This window comes from Fluviibacter sp., from assembly GCF_057744235.1.
In genome coordinates this window covers 1-18127 of sequence record NZ_JBIJFP010000001.1, presented here as the reverse complement: position 1 = coordinate 18127, position 18127 = coordinate 1, and the positions used below count along the sequence as shown (strand labels likewise).

Below are 18127 nucleotides of genomic sequence, written 5' to 3'. Positions count from 1 at the left end.
CTCATAGCAATAAATAATTAGATTTGGCGGTGCTATAGGGATATTGTATAAAAACCATCTGATAAGGAGAGCCGTATGACCACCCAAGGCCAATGCCCAGTAATGCATGGTGCCATCACTGAAAATGGTGCTGCAAACAGTAATGTGGCCTGGTGGCCGAAGTCCCTGAATCTGGACATCCTGCACCAGCACGATGCCAAGACAAATCCGATGGGGGTGTCTTTTAATTATCGGGATGAACTTAAAACTCTCGATGTCACGGCACTCAAAAGTGATCTCAAAAAACTGATGACCGACAGTCAGGCCTGGTGGCCGGCTGACTGGGGGCATTACGGTGGGCTCTTTATCCGCATGGCCTGGCATTCGGCGGGCACTTACCGCACGGCTGATGGTCGGGGTGGTGCCGGTACCGGCAATCAGCGCTTTGCGCCACTTAACTCGTGGCCGGACAATGCCAACCTTGATAAAGCGCGTCGTCTGTTGTGGCCCATTAAGAAAAAATACGGTAACAAAATCAGCTGGGCTGACCTGATGATTCTGGCCGGGAATATGGCCTACGAATCAATGGGGCTTAAAACCTTCGGCTTTGGTTTTGGCCGAGAAGATATCTGGCATCCTGAAAAAGATATCTACTGGGGCTCGGAGCGCGAGTGGTTGCAAAAGAGCGGGGGCGAGGGCAGTCGTTACTCAGGCGAACGCGATCTGCAGAATCCCCTGGCCGCCGTGATGATGGGTCTGATCTACGTGAACCCGGAAGGGGTGGATGGTCAGCCAGATCCCCTAAAGACGGCGCATGACATCCGCGTCACTTTTGCCCGCATGGCCATGAACGATGAAGAAACCGTGGCGCTTACGGCGGGTGGGCACACGGTAGGCAAGGCGCATGGTAACGGCAACGCCGCGAATCTTGGCCCGGCCCCCGAAGGTGCACCCATTGAAGAGCAGGGTCTGGGCTGGATGAATCACAAGACGCGTGGCATAGGTCGCGATACGGTCACCAGCGGTATTGAAGGTGCCTGGACGAGCCACCCGACGCAGTGGGATAACGGCTATTTTGACATGCTGCTGAATCATGAGTGGCAGCTCACCAAGAGCCCAGCAGGCGCGCACCAATATGTACCCGTGGAGATCAAAGAAGCCGATAAGCCTGTTGATGTGGAAGACAGCACTATTCGCTGTATGCCGATGATGACAGACGCCGATATGGCGATGAAGATGGATCCGGCGTATCGCAAGATCTCCGAGCGCTTCCATAAAGATCCGGCGTATTTCACCGAAGTATTTGCACGCGCCTGGTTCAAACTGACGCACCGCGATATGGGGCCGAAGGCACGTTATGTTGGGCCGGATGTCCCCAAAGAAGATCTGATTTGGCAGGATCCGGTGCCAGCAGGTCGGAAGGACTACGACGTCAATGCCGTCAAGGCGAAGATCGCCGCCAGCGGGCTTTCGATTGCCGATATGGTCAGTACCGCTTGGGACAGCGCTCGCACCTATCGGGGTTCTGATAAGCGAGGTGGGGCCAATGGTGCGCGTATTCGCTTAGCCCCTCAGAAAGACTGGCAGGGTAACGAACCAGCGCGTCTTCAAAAGGTTCTGGCCGTCTATGAAAAAATCGCCATAGAAACCGGTACCAGTGTGGCAGATGTCATCGTGCTGGCTGGGGGTGTCGGTATTGAACAGGCGGCTAAGGCCGGTGGGTTCAATGTCACGGTGCCTTTCGCGCCAGGTCGCGGCGATGCCACGCAGGCGCAGACCGATGTGGAGTCGTTTGAAGTCCTCGAACCGGTCGCAGATGCCTTCCGTAATTGGCAGAAAGCACACTATGTTGTGACCCCGGAAGAGTTGATGCTAGACCGCGCTCAGTTGATGCGCCTCACCGCACAGGAAATGACGGTATTGATTGGCGGGATGCGGGTGCTTGGAACGAACCATGGTGGCAGTCAGCACGGTGTATTTACCGAACGAGAAGGGGTGTTGAGTAACGACTTCTTCGTGAATCTCACTGATATGGCGTACAGCTGGAAACCCACTGGTCGGAACAGCTATGACATTGTTGACCGGGCAACCGGTGCAAAGCGGTGGACTGCCACGCGCGTTGACCTCGTTTTTGGGTCTAACTCGATTTTACGAGCGATTGCCGAAGTCTACGCGCAGGATGACAACCCGCAAAAGTTTGTAAACGATTTCGTGGCTGCTTGGGTCAAGGTCATGAACGCGGATCGTTTCGATCTGGTAAATTAATCGCTTTATTGTTGATGTTAGACAGCGGCCGGTGTTGAACCGGCCGCTGTCTTTTTTCGGAACGCCCACTTACCGCGGATAGTTGGCATAGAATCATGGGATTCGTCATTCACCACCGAGACTGCATATGGGTGCCTTACGTTCTTTGGCTAGATTTCTGCCCTGGTTAATCTGCGTTCTGATGACGTGCTTTTACCTGCTGGAATTTCAATTGGCTTTGCCACCGCTGGATTTTTCCTCATGGCAGACGTTTCTCCAGTCTTTTCTTCAGGAATCATCCGCCTGGTTGTTGTTTAGCGGATTCATGTGCTTATCTGTGCTGGGTTTGTATGATGTACTGCAAGGGCGTCACGCTATCCTGCGCAATTATCCGGTCACCGGTCACCTTCGTTTTTTATTTGAAAGCTTCCGTCCGGAAATCCGTCAGTATCTGATCGAAGGGGATCGAGATGAGGTGCCTTTTTCGCGTAATCAACGGGCACTTGTCTACAAACGCTCCAAAAACCTCCCCGATACACAGGCATTTGGTACCATCGAAAGCCCGTATCGGGAGAATTATGAATGGCTCAATCATTCCGCTCATCCCTTGGCGCCACCGGCGATAAAAACGCTGCGTGTGGACGTGGGGGGCGCGGCCTGTCAACGCCCTTACAGCATGTCCTTGTTTAACGTTTCGGCGATGAGTTTTGGTGCGCTATCAGCGAATGCCATCCTGGCATTGAACCAAGGGGCAAAATTGGGCGGTTTTGCCCACGACACCGGTGAAGGCGGTATTTCTGAATATCACCAGCGATTCGGTGGCGATCTCGTCTGGCAAATCGGCACGGGCTATTTCGGATGCCGTACTGCAGAGGGTCATTTTGATCTGGCGCTGTTTGCAAAAGCAGCAACTCAGGATCAGGTAAAAATGATCGAGATCAAACTGTCTCAGGGCGCTAAGCCGGGTCACGGCGGGTTATTACCCGGTAGCAAAGTCACCGCAGAAATTGCTAGGGCACGTGGCGTGCCAGTGGGCAAGGATTGTCATTCGCCAGCGGGACACACGGCATTCGATTCCCCGATTGGATTAATGCAGTTCATTGCAACGCTAAGACAAAGTGCTGGTGGTAAACCTGTAGGCTTCAAGCTGTGTGTAGGCCAAGTTGTTGAATGGCTGGCAGTCGTTAAAGCCATGCTTGAAACCGGCATCACCCCCGACTTTATTGTGGTCGATGGCAGCGAGGGGGGTACAGGAGCCGCCCCGGTAGAATACAGTGACCACATTGGCATGCCTCTCCGTGAGGGACTGCAGCTGGTTCATGCCACGCTCATCGGCGCTGGTCTGCGCGATCAGATTCGCATTGGTGCCTCCGGCAAAATGATTTCAGGCTTTGATGTCTTGCAAAGCTGTGCGCTGGGCGCTGACTGGGTAAACGCTGCCCGAGGCTTCATGTTTGCCTTGGGTTGTATTCAATCCCGTACTTGCAATACGGATCGGTGCCCAACCGGGGTGGCCACGCAGGACCCGTATCGACAGCGGGCGCTGGATCCGGAGGATAAGGCACAACGCGTCGCCAACTTTCACGCCAATACTCTCAAGGCGGTGGCATCCTTATTAGGGACGTCAGGTCTCACACACACCCGAGCGTTTACGCCGGATCACATCTTGCGCAGAACTCCCCTCGGGCAAGTCGAAACATTATCCCGCCACCTTTTTAAATTAGCACCGGGGGTTTTACGAACATCCGAAGCCGAAGCCGCACTCGATGCCTATGGCCCTGAGCTGGGAAGGTTCTGGCAACTGGCCAATCCACAAGTCTGGCACGAACCCATTGCTGTTAAGGCCTAAGTTTTTGACGGGCTTTCTGGTTGTACTGTTTCTGGCGGCGACTCTCTTCATCGATCGGCACCGTGTACCCGGGTGGCGTGTGTGCCCAGGGATAACCGGCTTTCCCAAGCTGAAAACCATACTGGTAGAGTGCGTTCATATACTGGCGGTCGAATTCTCGCTCATGCGGAAATTTGAAATCCGAGCCGATATACGCCAGGTTAAATCCAACACGATCACGCTGGGTGGTTTGGTAAATCCGGTAGAGATCACCGTAGCCCTGTGACTGAATCAACTGCGCAACTGCCCGGCTCATAATGCCCAGTGTATTGCGTTCGGTTTCCTTCCAGTCGGCATCAATTCGTGCATTACGAATAATGTAGGCTTGGCGTTTTTGTGAGCTTGGCAACACATGCTTTTCGCGAGCGGCGGCACCTAATGCGGCGGGGTACAGGAAGACACTTGTCGTCGCTCCGCCATCAACATGCATTTCCTGATATATCTTGTTGTCTGCAACCACGTCAATCATGACCGGAGGAAACACACCGGGGATGGCTGCAGAGGCCAGAAGAATTTTACGGAACAGCATCAGTGCTTCTGGCGTGCCGACCTGGGCGAGCTTACCCATATTCCAGATGACCGGTGTGCCGGTGTCAAGGTTCGTCGTTGCTACCAACAGCCAGCGGTTGGTCAGGCGGTACTCCTCGCCAATCTTCTGGAGTAACTCCGCGTCAATGTATTTTGAGATCAGGCCGAATAGCGGTGTGGTATCGCCCAGAGCCTCGCCGAAGAGCGCGCCCCAGAGGCCCAGTTCTCTGAAAATGTCACTGGGTGTAACCCCAGTGTACACCGTGGTGAGCACATGGTCGTATTCAGGCCCCAGATAAGCAAATGGGGCAATCAATGCACCGGTGCTCACGCCGGTGACAAGATCAAATTGCGGTCGATCACCCTGAGCAGTCCAGCCTACTAAAAGACCTGCACCAAAAGCGCCGTTGTCGCCGCCACCGGAGATGGATAAGTAGTTAGCCAGACCACTGCTTTGAGAATTATGTTGTGCCTGGGTACTGGCCTGGATATCTTTCAGCATCTCGTTGATACCCGCCTGCGACCACGACTGATATCTCACTCCCGGCATATCGCCAATCCGCTCTTGGCCATGCAGCGACGGCGGTACCGCACGGTTTCTCTCCAGGGAGCCGCAGCCCGTCAAAACAGTGAATGCAGACCCCATCATCAGCCATACGGCGGTCTGAGTCATGAAAAAACGGCATCGGTCGATCAGCGACGCACGATGCGGGCCATTTGACGCACTGTACGGCTGAACACGGCGGTCATCTTGATGCATCGAAGAATTACATGATATCTGGGAGAAGTGAACCATTTCTGTCCTTCAGCAATCAATACAGGTGCCCCAATGGGGCGTTTAACCTGAAAGAGGGCTCGAATGGCTAATGTCACAAAAATTCAATGGGTTTGGGGCAGCAACCAGATCATTGATTTTAACCCGCAAACGGATTCCTTGGACTTCGGATGGTTCTCATCGAATGATTTTTCGTTGGAAGAGCGGGAGGGTTCGGTTGTTATTTCTATCCCAAGCAACGGACAATCTTACACACTGAACAATGTGACCTTTGCTGACCTGTCAGCGTCTAACATCAGTGCCAGAGACAGCGGGGCCCTCGCCGAGTGGAACGCGCATCTGACGTCAGCGCCGGCTTCGAATCCGCAGCCTACACCCGTACCAGAAGTGACACCTGTGCCAGCTGGCGGCATCACGATGGTTTCTTGGTCATGGGGGAGTCACACATCGCTGGTGTTTAATCCGCTAACGGACAAACTAGATTTCGGCTGGAACTTTCAATCCGGCCAATTTACGTTGACGGAGAATAACGGCTCAACGATCCTGAGTATTCCATCAAATAATCAGACAATAACGCTCGCCGGTGTGTCGTTGTCCGAGTTAACACTCAGCAATTTTCAGTCTAAAGATGCCGGTGTACTGAGTTATGTCCAAGGCATCATCGATGCTACAGGCGAATCATCTGCACCGACGCCCATTCCAACCCCCGTGCCGGGCCCGAATCCGGCACCCGAACCGGGTCCTGAGCCAACCCCGAGCCCTGAACCGGTAGATCCCGTCCCAACCCCTGAGCCGCTGCCACCCATCGATGCTGGGCATACCCCCCATGAAGGAGGGCCCATCATTGCAGCATACTTCCCGGAGTGGGCTATTTATTCGCGCGACTTCAACGTCGCAGATGTCCCTGCCGATAATCTCACGCACCTGATTTACGCATTCTCTAAAATCGATACCAATGGCCGGATGGGGCTCTTCGATTCTTATGCCGCAACTGAAAAAGCCTTCAATGCCGCTGACAGTGTTGATGGTGTCGCAGACACATGGGATCAAACGCTGGCGGGAAACTTTAACCAGATCGCCGAACTAAAAGAAGCGCATCCCGGCTTGAAATCGATGATTGCCGTTGGCGGATGGACGCTCAGCGAGACTTTTTCGGATGTTGCGGCCACTAGTGAAGGTCGTGCCAACTTTGCAGACAGTGTTGTCAGTTTTCTGCAGAAGTACGACATGTTCGATGGTATCGACTTCGACTGGGAGTACCCAGGGGGTGGTGGGCTGGAGTCAAACCATGTCCGACCAGAAGATGGCGCTAATTTTGTCAAACTCATCCAGGGCGTTCGTGATCGGCTGGATCTGCTCGAAGCGTCGACAGGCCGAACCTATGAGATCTCCGTTGCTTCACCTGCCGGTGCCGATAAGATTGCCAATCTTGACCTGGCCGGCATGGCCGAAAACGTCGATTTCTTTAATCTGATGGCCTACGACTTCCACGGAGGGTGGGAAAGCACCACCGGTCATCAGGCACCTATGTTTGACACCGTCGGTGGAAATTACGACATCACTACGGCCGTAGATCTTTACCTGGCAGCAGGTGTCGATCCCAGTGCCATTGTGTTGGGTAATCCCGCATACACCCGGGCCTGGAGCGGTGTGCAGGATGGCGGCGATGGCGGTTGGAATGCGGCAAGTTCGGGTTTAGCCCAGGGCACTTTTGAACGAGGTGTCTACGATTACAAAGATCTTGTCGATAAAATTAATGACCCTGCTAGTGGTTGGAAGGTTTACTGGGATGATGACGCTCAGGCTGCTTATGCCTTCAATCAGACGGAAGGTGTTTTCAGCACCCTGGAAACCCCCGCGTCATTGGCGCTGAAATCTCAATGGGCTCAGTCCAAGGGGCTTGGGGGCGTGATGTTGTGGGACCTGAGCGGTGACGTCATCGAGGGGCCTGATTCACTGGCAGGGGCGGCTTACAAAAGCTGGTACGAAGGCCAGTCGCCGGAGCAGATCGCGGCAGCCTCCTCGTTAGCGCCTGACGTCATTTTGGGTGGCAACGGCGCGATGGATAGTTTTGTAGACTACGTTTATGTACCACCAGTGATTGAGCCTATCGTCCCGGATAATGCTGGGAGCACCTCCGATGGAGACGTTGTCCAGGCGGCCATTGTCACTAATATCGATTGGCACTGGGGTGTCCATGAGGTGATCGACTTTAATCCGGAGATGGATATATTGAATTTTGGCTGGATTGGCGCTGACGTTTTTGATGTCGCAGAGGTCAATGGGTCAGTCGTTGTTGCCATCCCCACAAACAATCAGACCTACGTACTGAGCGGTGTTACGCTGGAAGAAATGTCCATGGTGAATATTGTCGGTCAAAATGCTACAACCCTGAGTGAATGGCATGGTTTAATTGGCTAAATTTGGCGCCTGTAGCAATACAGGCTAAAGTCTGTTTCCCCATGAAAGGCGTAAGCATGAGTTTCATAAAATCTTTGGTGATGGCATCGGCAATCATTGCATCCAGCATGTCTGTAGCGGCGGAGACGAAAATTACTGTGAGTCATCCGGAGATCGCAGCACCGACTTATATTGATCATGGCAAGCCGGGTCAGTCGATTGGTGATATTCGAATCTGGCAATTTGAGGCAAAAGCCAATGATGGTGCACTTGTGACCACCGACTGGATTCTCACCACCACAGGTGTTGCGCCAGATTCCGGCATGGAATACCGTATCACTTCAGCGGTGTTTTCATTCGGTGAAGGTACATCCGATCAGATCGTCATCCAGGGTGTTGCTCAATATCCCAGTGTTAAAGCAACCTTGGATCAATCCGTGCCAACGCGTCGCGCAATTACCGGCGGCACAGGTAAGTTTGCGGGCGCGGGTGGTTGGGTGGAATCTACCCATTTACCGAATGGCGCTGGTTGGCAGCATGTTCTGCATTTGAAGTGAGCAAATGAGGAGCTGTGTATGCCCGGCCATGAAGCAATGAACGACCTCGAACGATTTGCCGAGGCATTGGAATTAAAGACACTGGATCTGATCTATCAAAAAGATTGGCCAGCGCTCAGCGCACTCATTGCACCAGAATGCCAGTTCGTCACCAGCCAAGGCGTCTATGACAAGGCAGAGGCCATGGACCTCATGCAGAACATGCAGTTGACTAACTACAGGGTGAGAGGAGTCAAGGCAACATCCAGTGGGGATAACATCGTGGTGAGCTTTGAACTGGCGTGCTCAGAATTCGTGGACGGTCAACATCAGTCTGCACAATACGCGCGCAGGCTGAGTGTGTGGAAGGCTTCCGACAACACTTACGAGTGCATTGCCTATGCGGATTTCAACCGTGAGCCTGGGTGATTTCCGTCGTTAGGCCATCTAGCAGTTCATAGAAATGAGTTAGCGCGCCAGTTTGGCTGTCACCACCTGCAATAATTGATCAATCCGACGAAGCACCACTGTGGGTTCATCGATCAGTAGTCTCACAGCGCGCTCATTGAGCAGCAGCACCTGTTTGGCGAAGCGGAGTTCTGGCGTTGTCTCTGTACCAAACACCAGATTAGATGTTGCTACATAACTCTGGAGTGCTCGTGTACTGGTGTAAATATCGGCCGCACATTCGTACGCACGCGTCAGGTTCGGGGTGGTTATGTAGGCTTGGAGTGTTTTCTGCAGTTTTCCGAGGGTCTCGACACTTTCTTCCAGTAGCTCTAACTTCGAATTGCGCTGGCCAAAGAGAAACCGTTGAATCAGATAGAAAATGAGTACACCAACAAAAACTCCCATGGCCCGGTCAATCAAAAACGACATGGGTGCAAACGAGGTATACGGCATGTTCATGTAGGTATAACCCAGGCAGGTACAGATCGTGATAATGACGATGAAATACCGGTAAGATTTTGTGACCATAAACCCGGCAATAAAGGCAATCATCACTGCCACAACCGGCAGTTGTCCGGGGTTAAAGCGCAGATAATATTCAAGACCAGCGGCAATCACTAAGCCGACTATTGTGCCGAGAAATCGGTTTTTGGCTTTATCGAAGCTCAGGAAGGTACTAAACGGGCTTGCAACGACCACCGTGGAGATGACCACCCAGATCCCCTGTTGCCAGTTTGTCATCTCGTAGAAGAGAAACGAGATCGCCACCAGAATGGTTATCTGGTTGACCCGTGTGCGTGTGGCTACGCTTTGCATTGGTTATAGCCAATCACTAAATTAGCCAGAATGTTGTACGCGGACGAGTTCATTGACCGGAGTTTTGCCAGGTTGCCGGTCACGAGGGAAAAGGGTTGATTGCCATTCACCGCCAGCATCAGTTCGGAGATGGATGATTTGGCCAGCAAAGCCTCTTCAGGGCTCAAATCATGGGGTTTCATGAACGCATTCTGAAAGGCAATAATTGCTTCATACAGTGTTGTGTAACACTCAGGGAGTGACTTAAGCTTGCTGTGCATCATAAAGAGTGCTGACAGTACCCGTGGATCACTATTCTTATAGTGCGGGTTGCCGATGTTTTCAACATCCGCACTCAGAATCCGCAGAAAAGCACTATCAAATACCTTGGGTGTAAAGTCAGGAAAGAGTAGGACCGTGATGGCACCCATCAAGCCGAACTCGAAGTAATACATATAATTATTGGCTACGGCGTTGACGTCAGTTGACCCACCATTCAAATTGACGATACCCCACATGATCATAATGGTTGGAACGGCAGCCACCTTGGGATTTGCCGCCATAAAGCGCAACACCAGATAGGTGAACGTCATCACCAAAAAAAACAGACCGACTCTGAAATAAGAAAACATCCCGAAAACCATGGTCGAGGTGGCCAGCAGGAACAGAATCAGCGAAAAATTGCCAAATTTTCTGACCTTGTTTGGGGCCGGAATCACCTCCGACGCCAACGTCGCAATGACCGTGGTGAGAACATAGAACGTTGGCGACTGCGGTGCTAGTAGGAATCCATTGCACAAAAACAACAGAATTGCCGCCACGCCGACCTTCAGAGAAAGCAGGCGACAGATCCAGAACGGGTCGTAAGTGTCGAGAAACTTGTTACTGACGCTGTATACGGACATAGGTGCTCATGCCGTTGATCAGGGGGTAATCGGGGTCGATGTCAGTAACCCGGATAATCACCGGCAAACGCTGTGGCAATAGCAACCATTTGTTCTCGGTCTGCACAATCGGTGCACCTGAGAAGGGTATGTTGGTTTGACGGGAGACCCCCAACGGATCTGCAACTACCGTTCCGGTAAATGTCTTCCTGCCGAAATAAGTGCGAGGATAAATCGTTGCCTGATCACCGGCTTTAACCCCGGCTAGCTCTGTTTCTTCAAAGTTAGCCTGTACGAAGGTCTCTCCATCGTTCACCAAGGTAAACATGCCACCGGCTGGCGAGACATGACTGCCGATCCCCAGGAACACATTCTCCACGTGGCCATCCGTGGGTGCGATGACTGTCGTATGATCCAGAGCTGTTTTTGCACTAGACATGATGGCCTGCAGCGCAAGTAAGGACTGCTTTTCCATTTTGACCTGCAACTTGTCGATGTCGATCTGCACCTTCATCGAATCCACGGCGTTGCTTTGTGCCTTGACCTTGTTTTTTAAGTCTGACATATCAATCTGCGCTATCCCGGATTTAACTGCCGGATGATTTTTAGCCTTGTACTGCGTCGTCAGAATTTCAAGATTGGCTTGAGCTGCCTTGAGGCTATGCTCGGACATATCAATCTTCTTTTCCAGGACTTGTATCGAGAGCTTCGCCTTTTCGTACTGAGCCTGCGCACTCTGGAAGCTGTCTTCGTAATTAGTAGGATCAAGTTCGACAAGTGTATCGCCCGCCTTAACACGTTGTCCGTTTTTGACATGGACCGCCTGCACCACGCCAGCGACGCGAGGTGCCAGCGGCGTCGAGATCTGGACGACAAAGCCGTTATCCGTAAAGCGGAAGACCCCCAGAAGAAAATAGCCAACAGCGACCGTAATACCCAGGGCAAACATCACGGTTGTAAATTGCGGGCGTTGTGAAAGTGCCTGCTTGAGGTCAATTTTTGGTAGTTTCACGATCTTTTTCAACAAGGGTTTGATCTTTCAAACTGTAATTGTTTTCACCATAGGTAGCCCCGCCGCCCATGCTCTGATAAAGCTTGGATAAAGAAATGACGGCTTGCGTCTTTGTCTGAAGAATCGCAATTCTAGCCAAGTCGAATCTTGCAGCACTCTCCAGATATTGGCTTTGCGACAACAGACCTTGCCGGTACATCGCGTTGTACGTCCCTAAGTTCTTATCGGAATTACCAAGGCTGCGCTCCTCCTTGACGAGTTTCGCCTGATTCGCTTCAAAGTTGGCCAGTGCGTCGTCAACTTCCTTCATCGCGTTATCGACCACGTCCAGATAATTGATGATTGACGCATCGTACTGTTTGTTTTTGGTGCTGATCATGCCGATGAACTGGGGGTCGAGTGCCCACAGTGCCAGACCGGACTGCATATTGCCATAGGTCGTACTATCAGTCCCGTTGTTACTGCTCGTAGCCCGCACATTGGCTGTTGAGAATGTCGGTACTGGCGCAAACAGACTGGCCGTCGAAGAGATACCATAATCTGCGGCTTCGATTTTGGCTCGGGCTGCAACGACATCCGGGCGGGTAGCCAGCACCGAGGTCGGCGTATTGCCCGGTGCGATATGATCCAGATTCAAGCGGTCAAAATTTTCGAGTGGCGTAAAAAGATGGATCTCTCTGCCCACCAGAGTCAAAAGCGCATTCTTAGCAGCAATCCGGTTGGATTTATTGATTGCAATCTGGGCATCCAGTTTCTGCATCTCTGAATCGAGTTCTATGAATGACACCTCAGCACTCAGGCCGCGATCAAGCATGGCACGGGTCGTGTTGGTTCTCACCTGTAAGTTATCTTTCAGGGCATCGAGTATCTGACGCTCTTCTATGGAGGCCAATAACACGGCGTAAGCCGATACCACCTGAGCCGCTACGGCTGCTCGTAATGCCAGGTAATCTGCCGCAGATGCTTCAACCTGCCGCTGTGCCGCTTTAGTTTGGTTCGGCAACTGCACAACATTGACAATCCATGTCGGCAGAAAAGCAGCAAATCCACCCGCGCTCGACAAAGGCAATGGGAGGTTGGGTAGCAGAACAGTGGTGTTCCCTTGAACTCGGCCAGCCATCAGGTTAATCATGGGTAACCAGCCCAGCCGAATCGTATCCAGAGAGCTTTGGGCCGTTTCTACATTCTTGATCGCCATCGCAACCTTGCGATTATTTTTCAGCGCTTCAGCTACCAAGTCATTTAATTCGCTGCTTCCGACATCAGACCACCATGGATGGGCCGGCAATTCCTTTTCTGGATTTTGATGGTTATCAACGGAAAACGCCTCGGGTGCCTTTGCGATGGGTGTATTCCCGTGAAACATACACCCTGTTATAACAGCGAACAGCAATGGGTAGATAAGGACGTATTTAAAAGCCATGGGTGGGGGTGAATTCAAAGTAGGGGTACGGCACAATCACTAATTTAACAGAAGGTGCCGTGGCTGGCGTATTAAAGCGAAAATTACACTCGGTCCACCTGCGTTGAGCAGCGATTGTCCGCAGAGTTTCAATATTGTATATTGATCAAAGTTACCCATAAAAACGCAACAACCAGCATCACATCATGTGAATGAGCATTTTGCTTATTTAAGGAATGCGCAATTTAAACGTTCGGTAAGTTAATCAGGGGGGTGGCTGTGAGTGCGAAAAAATCAGCATCATTAATTTCAAGACGAGATCTGCTCAAAGCGTCCGCAGCTGTTACGGCAACGACAGCACTTTCTGCTTGCGGGGGAGGATCATCCACTTCGCAGACGACGACCCAGCCAAACGTCCTTTTTATTCTCGTTGATCAGATGCGGTTCCCCAAGTTTTTTCCGGCGGGGGTCGGCAATGCGGATGAATTTATTCAAAAATACATGCCCAATACCTATGAGCTCTGGAAGGGCGGGGTCAAATTTGCCAACCACATTATTACTGCAACGGCTTGCGGGCCGTCGCGGGCAACCTTGGTGACCGGTTTGTACACGCATCAAACCTGGAACGCGGCGACCTTTGCGCCTGCGCTAGGTAATACGCCCCCGGAGCTTAGCCCGGAGATGCCAACTTATGGAAAGCTATTCAGATCTGCCGGGTACGACACACCGTACATCGGTAAATGGCACCTTTCCGAACCTTGGAAAACCGGGATGGCTCGCTATGGTTTTGATGGTCTCACAGAAAAATACCAATTGGATGCGGGTAACCTACAAGGGACTTATGGTGACCCGAATTGGGTGGATCCGGAGACCGGCGAAAATAACCCGCAGCTGAATGATGCTTTTATAGCAACCTATGCCGCTAACTGGTTGAAGAATAAGCGCATCGGTGACCGCCCATGGTGTCTCACGGTCGGGTTTCAGAATCCGCATGACTACCAGTTTTTCCCTAGCGGTACCGAGTACCAGACCTTTACCAATCTGTTCACGAACCCGACCATCATCCAGGCCGTACCCTACAGCACACAGCCCAGTGCAACCGGCGTCAACTGGGCGACCAATATCTACAACAATCTTGATGTGCAGAGTTACGGGTATCCCGTGATTCCGCCCAACTGGGAGTCGATCGAGTCGCTTTGGAACAACAAACCCAAATTCCAGACCGTGGCGCGCCAGTGGAATGGCATGCAATTTGGCGGGGTGACGGATGATCCGGCTGTAACCGGCTACAGTGTTCAGGTGTACCCGAACACGACCCACACGTATGCAGGCTATACGCCTTTTATCCCAGGGAGTGCGCCGCTCAGGCTGGGCGTAGCATTGGGTCCCTACAGTTACTGGCAGCGAGGCATGGCGGCATACACCAAGGCCATGGAAGTTGTCGATAAAAGTATTGGCGTGGTTATGGCATCGATGACACCAGAAGTGGCTAAAAATACCGTGGTCGTTTTCACGTCAGATCACGGTGAAGAAGCAGGCTCTCACGGTTTCATCTCAAATAAGTCCGCCGATATCTACGACGAAACGATCCGTGTGCCGTTGATCGTTAATGACCCCACCGGACAATTCACCGGTGATCTGCAGACGCATCGCACTCAGATCACCTCGGCGGTGGATCTGACCACCATGATGGTCAGCTTCGCTTATGGCGGCTCGCGATCATGGGTCACCGGAGAAAATGCAGAGCTGTATGGAAAGCGGTTCGATATGTTCCCGCTCCTCAAGTCGGCAACAGCGGCCGGACGCGAATATGCCTTGTTCTCGACGGATGAGACCGTCACGCTGTGGCAGGATTTCGCGACCGCACCCAACGAAGTAAAGAATCAGACCGCCCCGCATGTTTTGGGTCTGATCACCCAGAGCAGCAAGACCAGCATCTACTCCAACTGGACGCCTGGGACTGTGGAGATCGCCAACGATGGCCGTCAGGAGTACGAGTACTACGACCTCAGCACGGTGCGTGGCAAACTGGAACTGGATAACACCTACGCAACAAGCGCGGAGTTTCCACGCATGAAGGCCAAGCTGCTCAACGAGTTGGCCCTCACAGAAATGCGAGCACCCTTGCCGACCTCGTTGCGCACGGCCCAGGCTTCAGCAAAGCAACAGCTGATTGACTACTATCTGAGCCAGCAATCCTAAGACGTGGCTAGTACCAGTTGGCGGTTGTTTGCAGGTTCTTGAGCCACAGGGTGGCGGTTGATTCTACAAAGGTATCGGGAACTGATGATCCGATGGCCATCTGAACACCGCCATCGAATTGCAGCACTTCAACACTGTTCAAGGTATCCACGGCACCAGACTTTTTGGTGACCGTATACTGTCCGTTCAAGAGCGGGGTGATTTGGTAGTCGGTTGGCGCACCTTCGTAATGGCAGGTGTCCAGCCCGGTGCCACCGTCAATCAAATGCGTGCCTGCACCGGGGTAAATTGCATCGTTACCTGCGCCGGCATAAATCGCGTGATCTGCTGCGCCTATGAGTGTGTCTGAGGTATTGCCCCCCCAGATTTCCATGGGTCCGTTGACATCCTGCGCGGGAAGTCCTTTCGAGCCCCAGTAAACCTGGTGATAGGTGGAATCCATGTTGTCTCTCAACAGGTTGTATTCCATCATGTTGTTCATCCCTGTTGCTGGGGTAATCACCAGATTTTTCGGTAGCGTGGTTGCGTATCTTTTCCAGCCCGGTGGCAGCGTGGCCGCATTAAAGTTCGCAAGGATGACTGCGGGATCAGAAGATGCGGCCGCATGCATGATGTAGATGTTGTCGTAAGCATCCTTAACGAAGTAGCGCGTAATCAAGGGCTCTGTCGCACGGTTATTCAGATGCGAATAGAACAGCATGTTTTGCGCTTTGTAATTTACAGTCAGTTTGACAGTCCCGGCAACGGGCACCGTAATCCAGTTGCCTGCAGCAAAAGCATTGAGCACCGGTGGTGTCGAGCCAGCATAATCAGCCTGATTAAATGGCGTCATCGCATTGTGGGTCGTCGACATCGATGCCCACGTGTAACTATCGGAAGTGGTAATGTAGGTCGTTGTGCCTACGGGCGCACCCGGCGAACCAATAAAATAGGACGCATTGAATTGTAAGTTACGGGTTGTATTTTTGACGTAGGGATAAGGCGGCGCATAGCTGCCATACCAAACATTATCAGGCACCGGATTGGTGCCCGACCCAAAATAAGTAGCAATCAATGCGGTAATGGATTGCGGTGCAGCATAGACCTGGCCGAGATCCACAATTTCGTGCGCTTCCGATATCGGACTCCAGTAACCAGATGGATACGCCTGGTTGTTTGGGGGGTAGGTGAGGCCGTCTGTGAAGTAATTCACCGGGGGGTAAGAGGCGGCTGCCGAGGTGTTTGAGCTGGACCCCCCGCCGCAACCAGTGAGACACGATCCCAACAACACTGCACTGAGGCCAGAGAATAATGCGCGATTTTTTTTGCTCATGCCCCATGCTCCCAGGGATTAGTTTATTTGAAACAGAATCACCCAACAAAACCAGTTTGGCTCAGGTTGCCTTGTTTGGAAAAAAAACGCAATAGATATCCAGGGTTAGGATCCAGCAGGTTTGGGTATCCCTTGTCTATCTAATTTGGCCACGAAAACCTCCGACGCTATAGGCTGATCGTCTCGAAGCGTTAATCTTACAAGCCAACCAGTATTGGCGTCATCATCATCAAAACCGTTGAACACAAAGTTCCCCAAGCTGTAAAAAATCGGTTTGCCTTTATAGGTCTCGATGTTTTGGGTGACATGTGGATGCCCACCGATAACGGCGTCGGCCCCGTTGTCAATCATCAGATGTGCAAGTGCCACCTGTCGTGATGATGCCGTTTTTTCATGCTCAATGCCCCAGTGCGGAAATACGATGACAAAGTCCGCTTTGTGCCGCCTCTTTGCCTCTTTGATATCGAAGACGACGTAGTCATCTTCGCTCCAGGCGATGCCCGCCCGGTCGTGTAGCGCTTCAAAGCTCCTGGGAAAGAACTCGTTGTATCCCAGTACGGCAATGCGCTGACCTTTGATGTCGAAAATGGCAGGTTGATGTGCATCGTTGATTGTTTTTCCGCCGCCAAAGTAAAGCGGACCGGATTGATCGAGAAGTGCCATAGTCCTGATGAAAGCTTCGGTTCCAAAATCAGCACTGTGATTATTGGCAAGCGAGACGGCCGTAAAATGCTTCTTCAGTACTGGCAGCACCCTAGGATGCGCCATAAATGTGAAGGGCTTATCTTCTTTTTTGCCGCTCGTGCCAACAGCACATTCAAGGTTCCCAATGGTGATATCGGATGAATCCAGTATTGAAGCAAACGCCTTGAATGGGTCTTTTCCTTTGCGGATGTACTCGCCAGGTGTTTCATCTAACATGATGTCGCCGACAAACACCATGGTAATGGGCAAGGACTGAGATTGGGCTGCCTGCGACAAAAAGAGGAAGAGGAAAAGCATTAATCGGTTCATGGTTCATTCACATCTCATTTTGCAGTTGTAGCGGAGGTCAATTTCAAGCTGCGGCGAATAAATTAGGTGCTCTCCCAGCGATTGTCCACACGATGATTCGTTGAGGTTTACGATGCCCTCATGAATCAGTACGTGGCGATCCTTGGAATCGAAGTACGTGTAAGTTTTGAGTCGAGGGGGTGCCTCAAGCACCTGGCCAGCGAACCGGAATCCATTATCAAAGTCCATATGGTTGAATTCGTAGGGGGTTTTACTCAGGTTGATGCGCAGCGATTGCGGCTCTGATCTCACCGTAATGGTGCAGTCAACTTCAACGGCATCAACGCCTTGAGCAATGATCAGCAGTATGGTGGCTAAAAAATTGCGGATAGGTGTCATGGTTTCTAACAGATCGAACGTCGATGTGTATAAATCGGTGGTGCGGTTTTACCACAAACGTGACATCCGAAGGACCCAGAATTGAATCAGGTGACGCGTGAATTGCACTATCATTACATCACTAGCATCAGATTAAAATTGAGCAAAAAAATGAACGCAGATATGCCGTTAATCGTCGCGCAAATAGGATTGTTTCCGTCTGCCATTTTTGTAGTCCTTGTCGCAACAGTGCTCATTTTCTGGTTGCTTAATCAATCTCCCGCGGCAGAATGGTTCAAGGGCGCGGAGGATATTGTTCCTCCATACCTTTCTGTTGTGGCACTGCTTT

At 51.9% G+C, this 18127-nt stretch carries 14 protein-coding genes; 6 read left to right on the top strand and 8 right to left on the bottom strand.

Translation table 11 applies throughout. The features are described from left to right. Positions 1-75: 75 nt before the first annotated feature. Entirely contained in the window at positions 76-2244 is a 2169-nt protein-coding gene (gene katG / locus AC3GOJ_RS00070; protein WP_488235407.1) for a catalase/peroxidase HPI, read from the top strand. A gap of 181 nt (positions 2245-2425) precedes the next feature. Continuing rightward, positions 2426-4072: an FMN-binding glutamate synthase family protein gene (locus AC3GOJ_RS00065; RefSeq protein WP_488235406.1), complete on the top strand. Its 1647-nt coding sequence runs from the start codon at positions 2426-2428 to the stop codon at positions 4070-4072. Here the strand turns inward: AC3GOJ_RS00065 and AC3GOJ_RS00060 are convergent. Continuing rightward, positions 4062-5312: a patatin-like phospholipase family protein gene (locus AC3GOJ_RS00060; protein ID WP_488235405.1), complete on the bottom strand. Its 1251-nt coding sequence runs from the start codon at positions 5310-5312 to the stop codon at positions 4062-4064. The two genes, AC3GOJ_RS00065 and AC3GOJ_RS00060, sit on opposite strands and share 11 nt — an antisense overlap. A 186-nt stretch (positions 5313-5498) precedes the next feature. On the opposite strand from AC3GOJ_RS00060, the gene AC3GOJ_RS00055 reads away from it, so the two are divergent. From AC3GOJ_RS00055 to AC3GOJ_RS00045, 3 genes are read left to right on the top strand one after another with little or no spacing between them, the layout of a single operon-like run. After that, positions 5499-7835, top strand: a complete 2337-nt coding sequence (locus AC3GOJ_RS00055; protein WP_488235404.1) for a glycosyl hydrolase family 18 protein — start codon at positions 5499-5501, stop codon at positions 7833-7835. A gap of 41 nt (positions 7836-7876) precedes the next feature. Further along, a complete protein-coding gene (locus AC3GOJ_RS00050) occupies positions 7877-8371 on the top strand; it encodes a hypothetical protein (RefSeq protein ID WP_488235403.1) in 495 nt (164 codons plus the stop codon). A gap of 18 nt (positions 8372-8389) precedes the next feature. Then, positions 8390-8779 carry a nuclear transport factor 2 family protein gene (locus AC3GOJ_RS00045; protein WP_488235402.1) on the top strand — a complete coding sequence of 130 codons (390 nt, stop codon included), beginning with the start codon at positions 8390-8392 and terminating at the stop codon, positions 8777-8779. Positions 8780-8818: 39 nt separating this feature from the next. On the opposite strand, the gene AC3GOJ_RS00040 is transcribed toward AC3GOJ_RS00045, so the two are convergent. From AC3GOJ_RS00040 to AC3GOJ_RS00025, 4 genes are read right to left on the bottom strand one after another with little or no spacing between them, the layout of a single operon-like run. Next, a complete protein-coding gene (locus tag AC3GOJ_RS00040) occupies positions 8819-9616 on the bottom strand; it encodes an FUSC family protein (protein WP_488235401.1) in 798 nt (265 codons plus the stop codon). Further along, entirely contained in the window at positions 9604-10500 is an 897-nt protein-coding gene (locus AC3GOJ_RS00035) for a hypothetical protein (protein ID WP_488235400.1), read from the bottom strand. The genes AC3GOJ_RS00040 and AC3GOJ_RS00035 overlap by 13 nt, the downstream gene beginning before the upstream one ends. After that, positions 10478-11491, bottom strand: coding sequence for an HlyD family secretion protein (locus AC3GOJ_RS00030; RefSeq protein ID WP_488235399.1), 1014 nt, complete (start codon positions 11489-11491; stop codon positions 10478-10480). The genes AC3GOJ_RS00035 and AC3GOJ_RS00030 overlap by 23 nt, the downstream gene beginning before the upstream one ends. Further along, on the bottom strand, positions 11472-12914 hold the full coding sequence (locus AC3GOJ_RS00025) for a TolC family protein (protein WP_488235398.1): 1443 nt from the start codon (positions 12912-12914) through the stop codon (positions 11472-11474). Before AC3GOJ_RS00025 ends, AC3GOJ_RS00030 begins: the two co-directional genes overlap by 20 nt. A gap of 252 nt (positions 12915-13166) precedes the next feature. Between AC3GOJ_RS00025 and AC3GOJ_RS00020 the strand changes: the two genes are divergently transcribed. Then, a complete protein-coding gene (locus AC3GOJ_RS00020; RefSeq protein WP_488235397.1) occupies positions 13167-15095 on the top strand; it encodes a sulfatase-like hydrolase/transferase in 1929 nt (642 codons plus the stop codon). A 7-nt stretch (positions 15096-15102) separates the two neighbouring features. Here AC3GOJ_RS00020 and AC3GOJ_RS00015 read toward each other — a convergent pair whose 3' ends face one another. The 3 genes from AC3GOJ_RS00015 to AC3GOJ_RS00005 all read right to left on the bottom strand — a co-directional run bounded on the left by AC3GOJ_RS00015 (position 15103) and on the right by AC3GOJ_RS00005 (position 17799). Then, positions 15103-16407 (bottom strand): hypothetical protein, encoded by a 1305-nt coding sequence (locus AC3GOJ_RS00015; RefSeq protein WP_488235396.1) that lies wholly within the window; start codon positions 16405-16407, stop codon positions 15103-15105. A gap of 105 nt (positions 16408-16512) precedes the next feature. After that, positions 16513-17421 carry a CapA family protein gene (locus AC3GOJ_RS00010; protein ID WP_488235395.1) on the bottom strand — a complete coding sequence of 303 codons (909 nt, stop codon included), beginning with the start codon at positions 17419-17421 and terminating at the stop codon, positions 16513-16515. Positions 17422-17424: 3 nt separating this feature from the next. Then, positions 17425-17799, bottom strand: coding sequence for a hypothetical protein (locus AC3GOJ_RS00005; protein ID WP_488235394.1), 375 nt, complete (start codon positions 17797-17799; stop codon positions 17425-17427). Between the last annotated feature and the right edge of the window lie 328 nt (positions 17800-18127).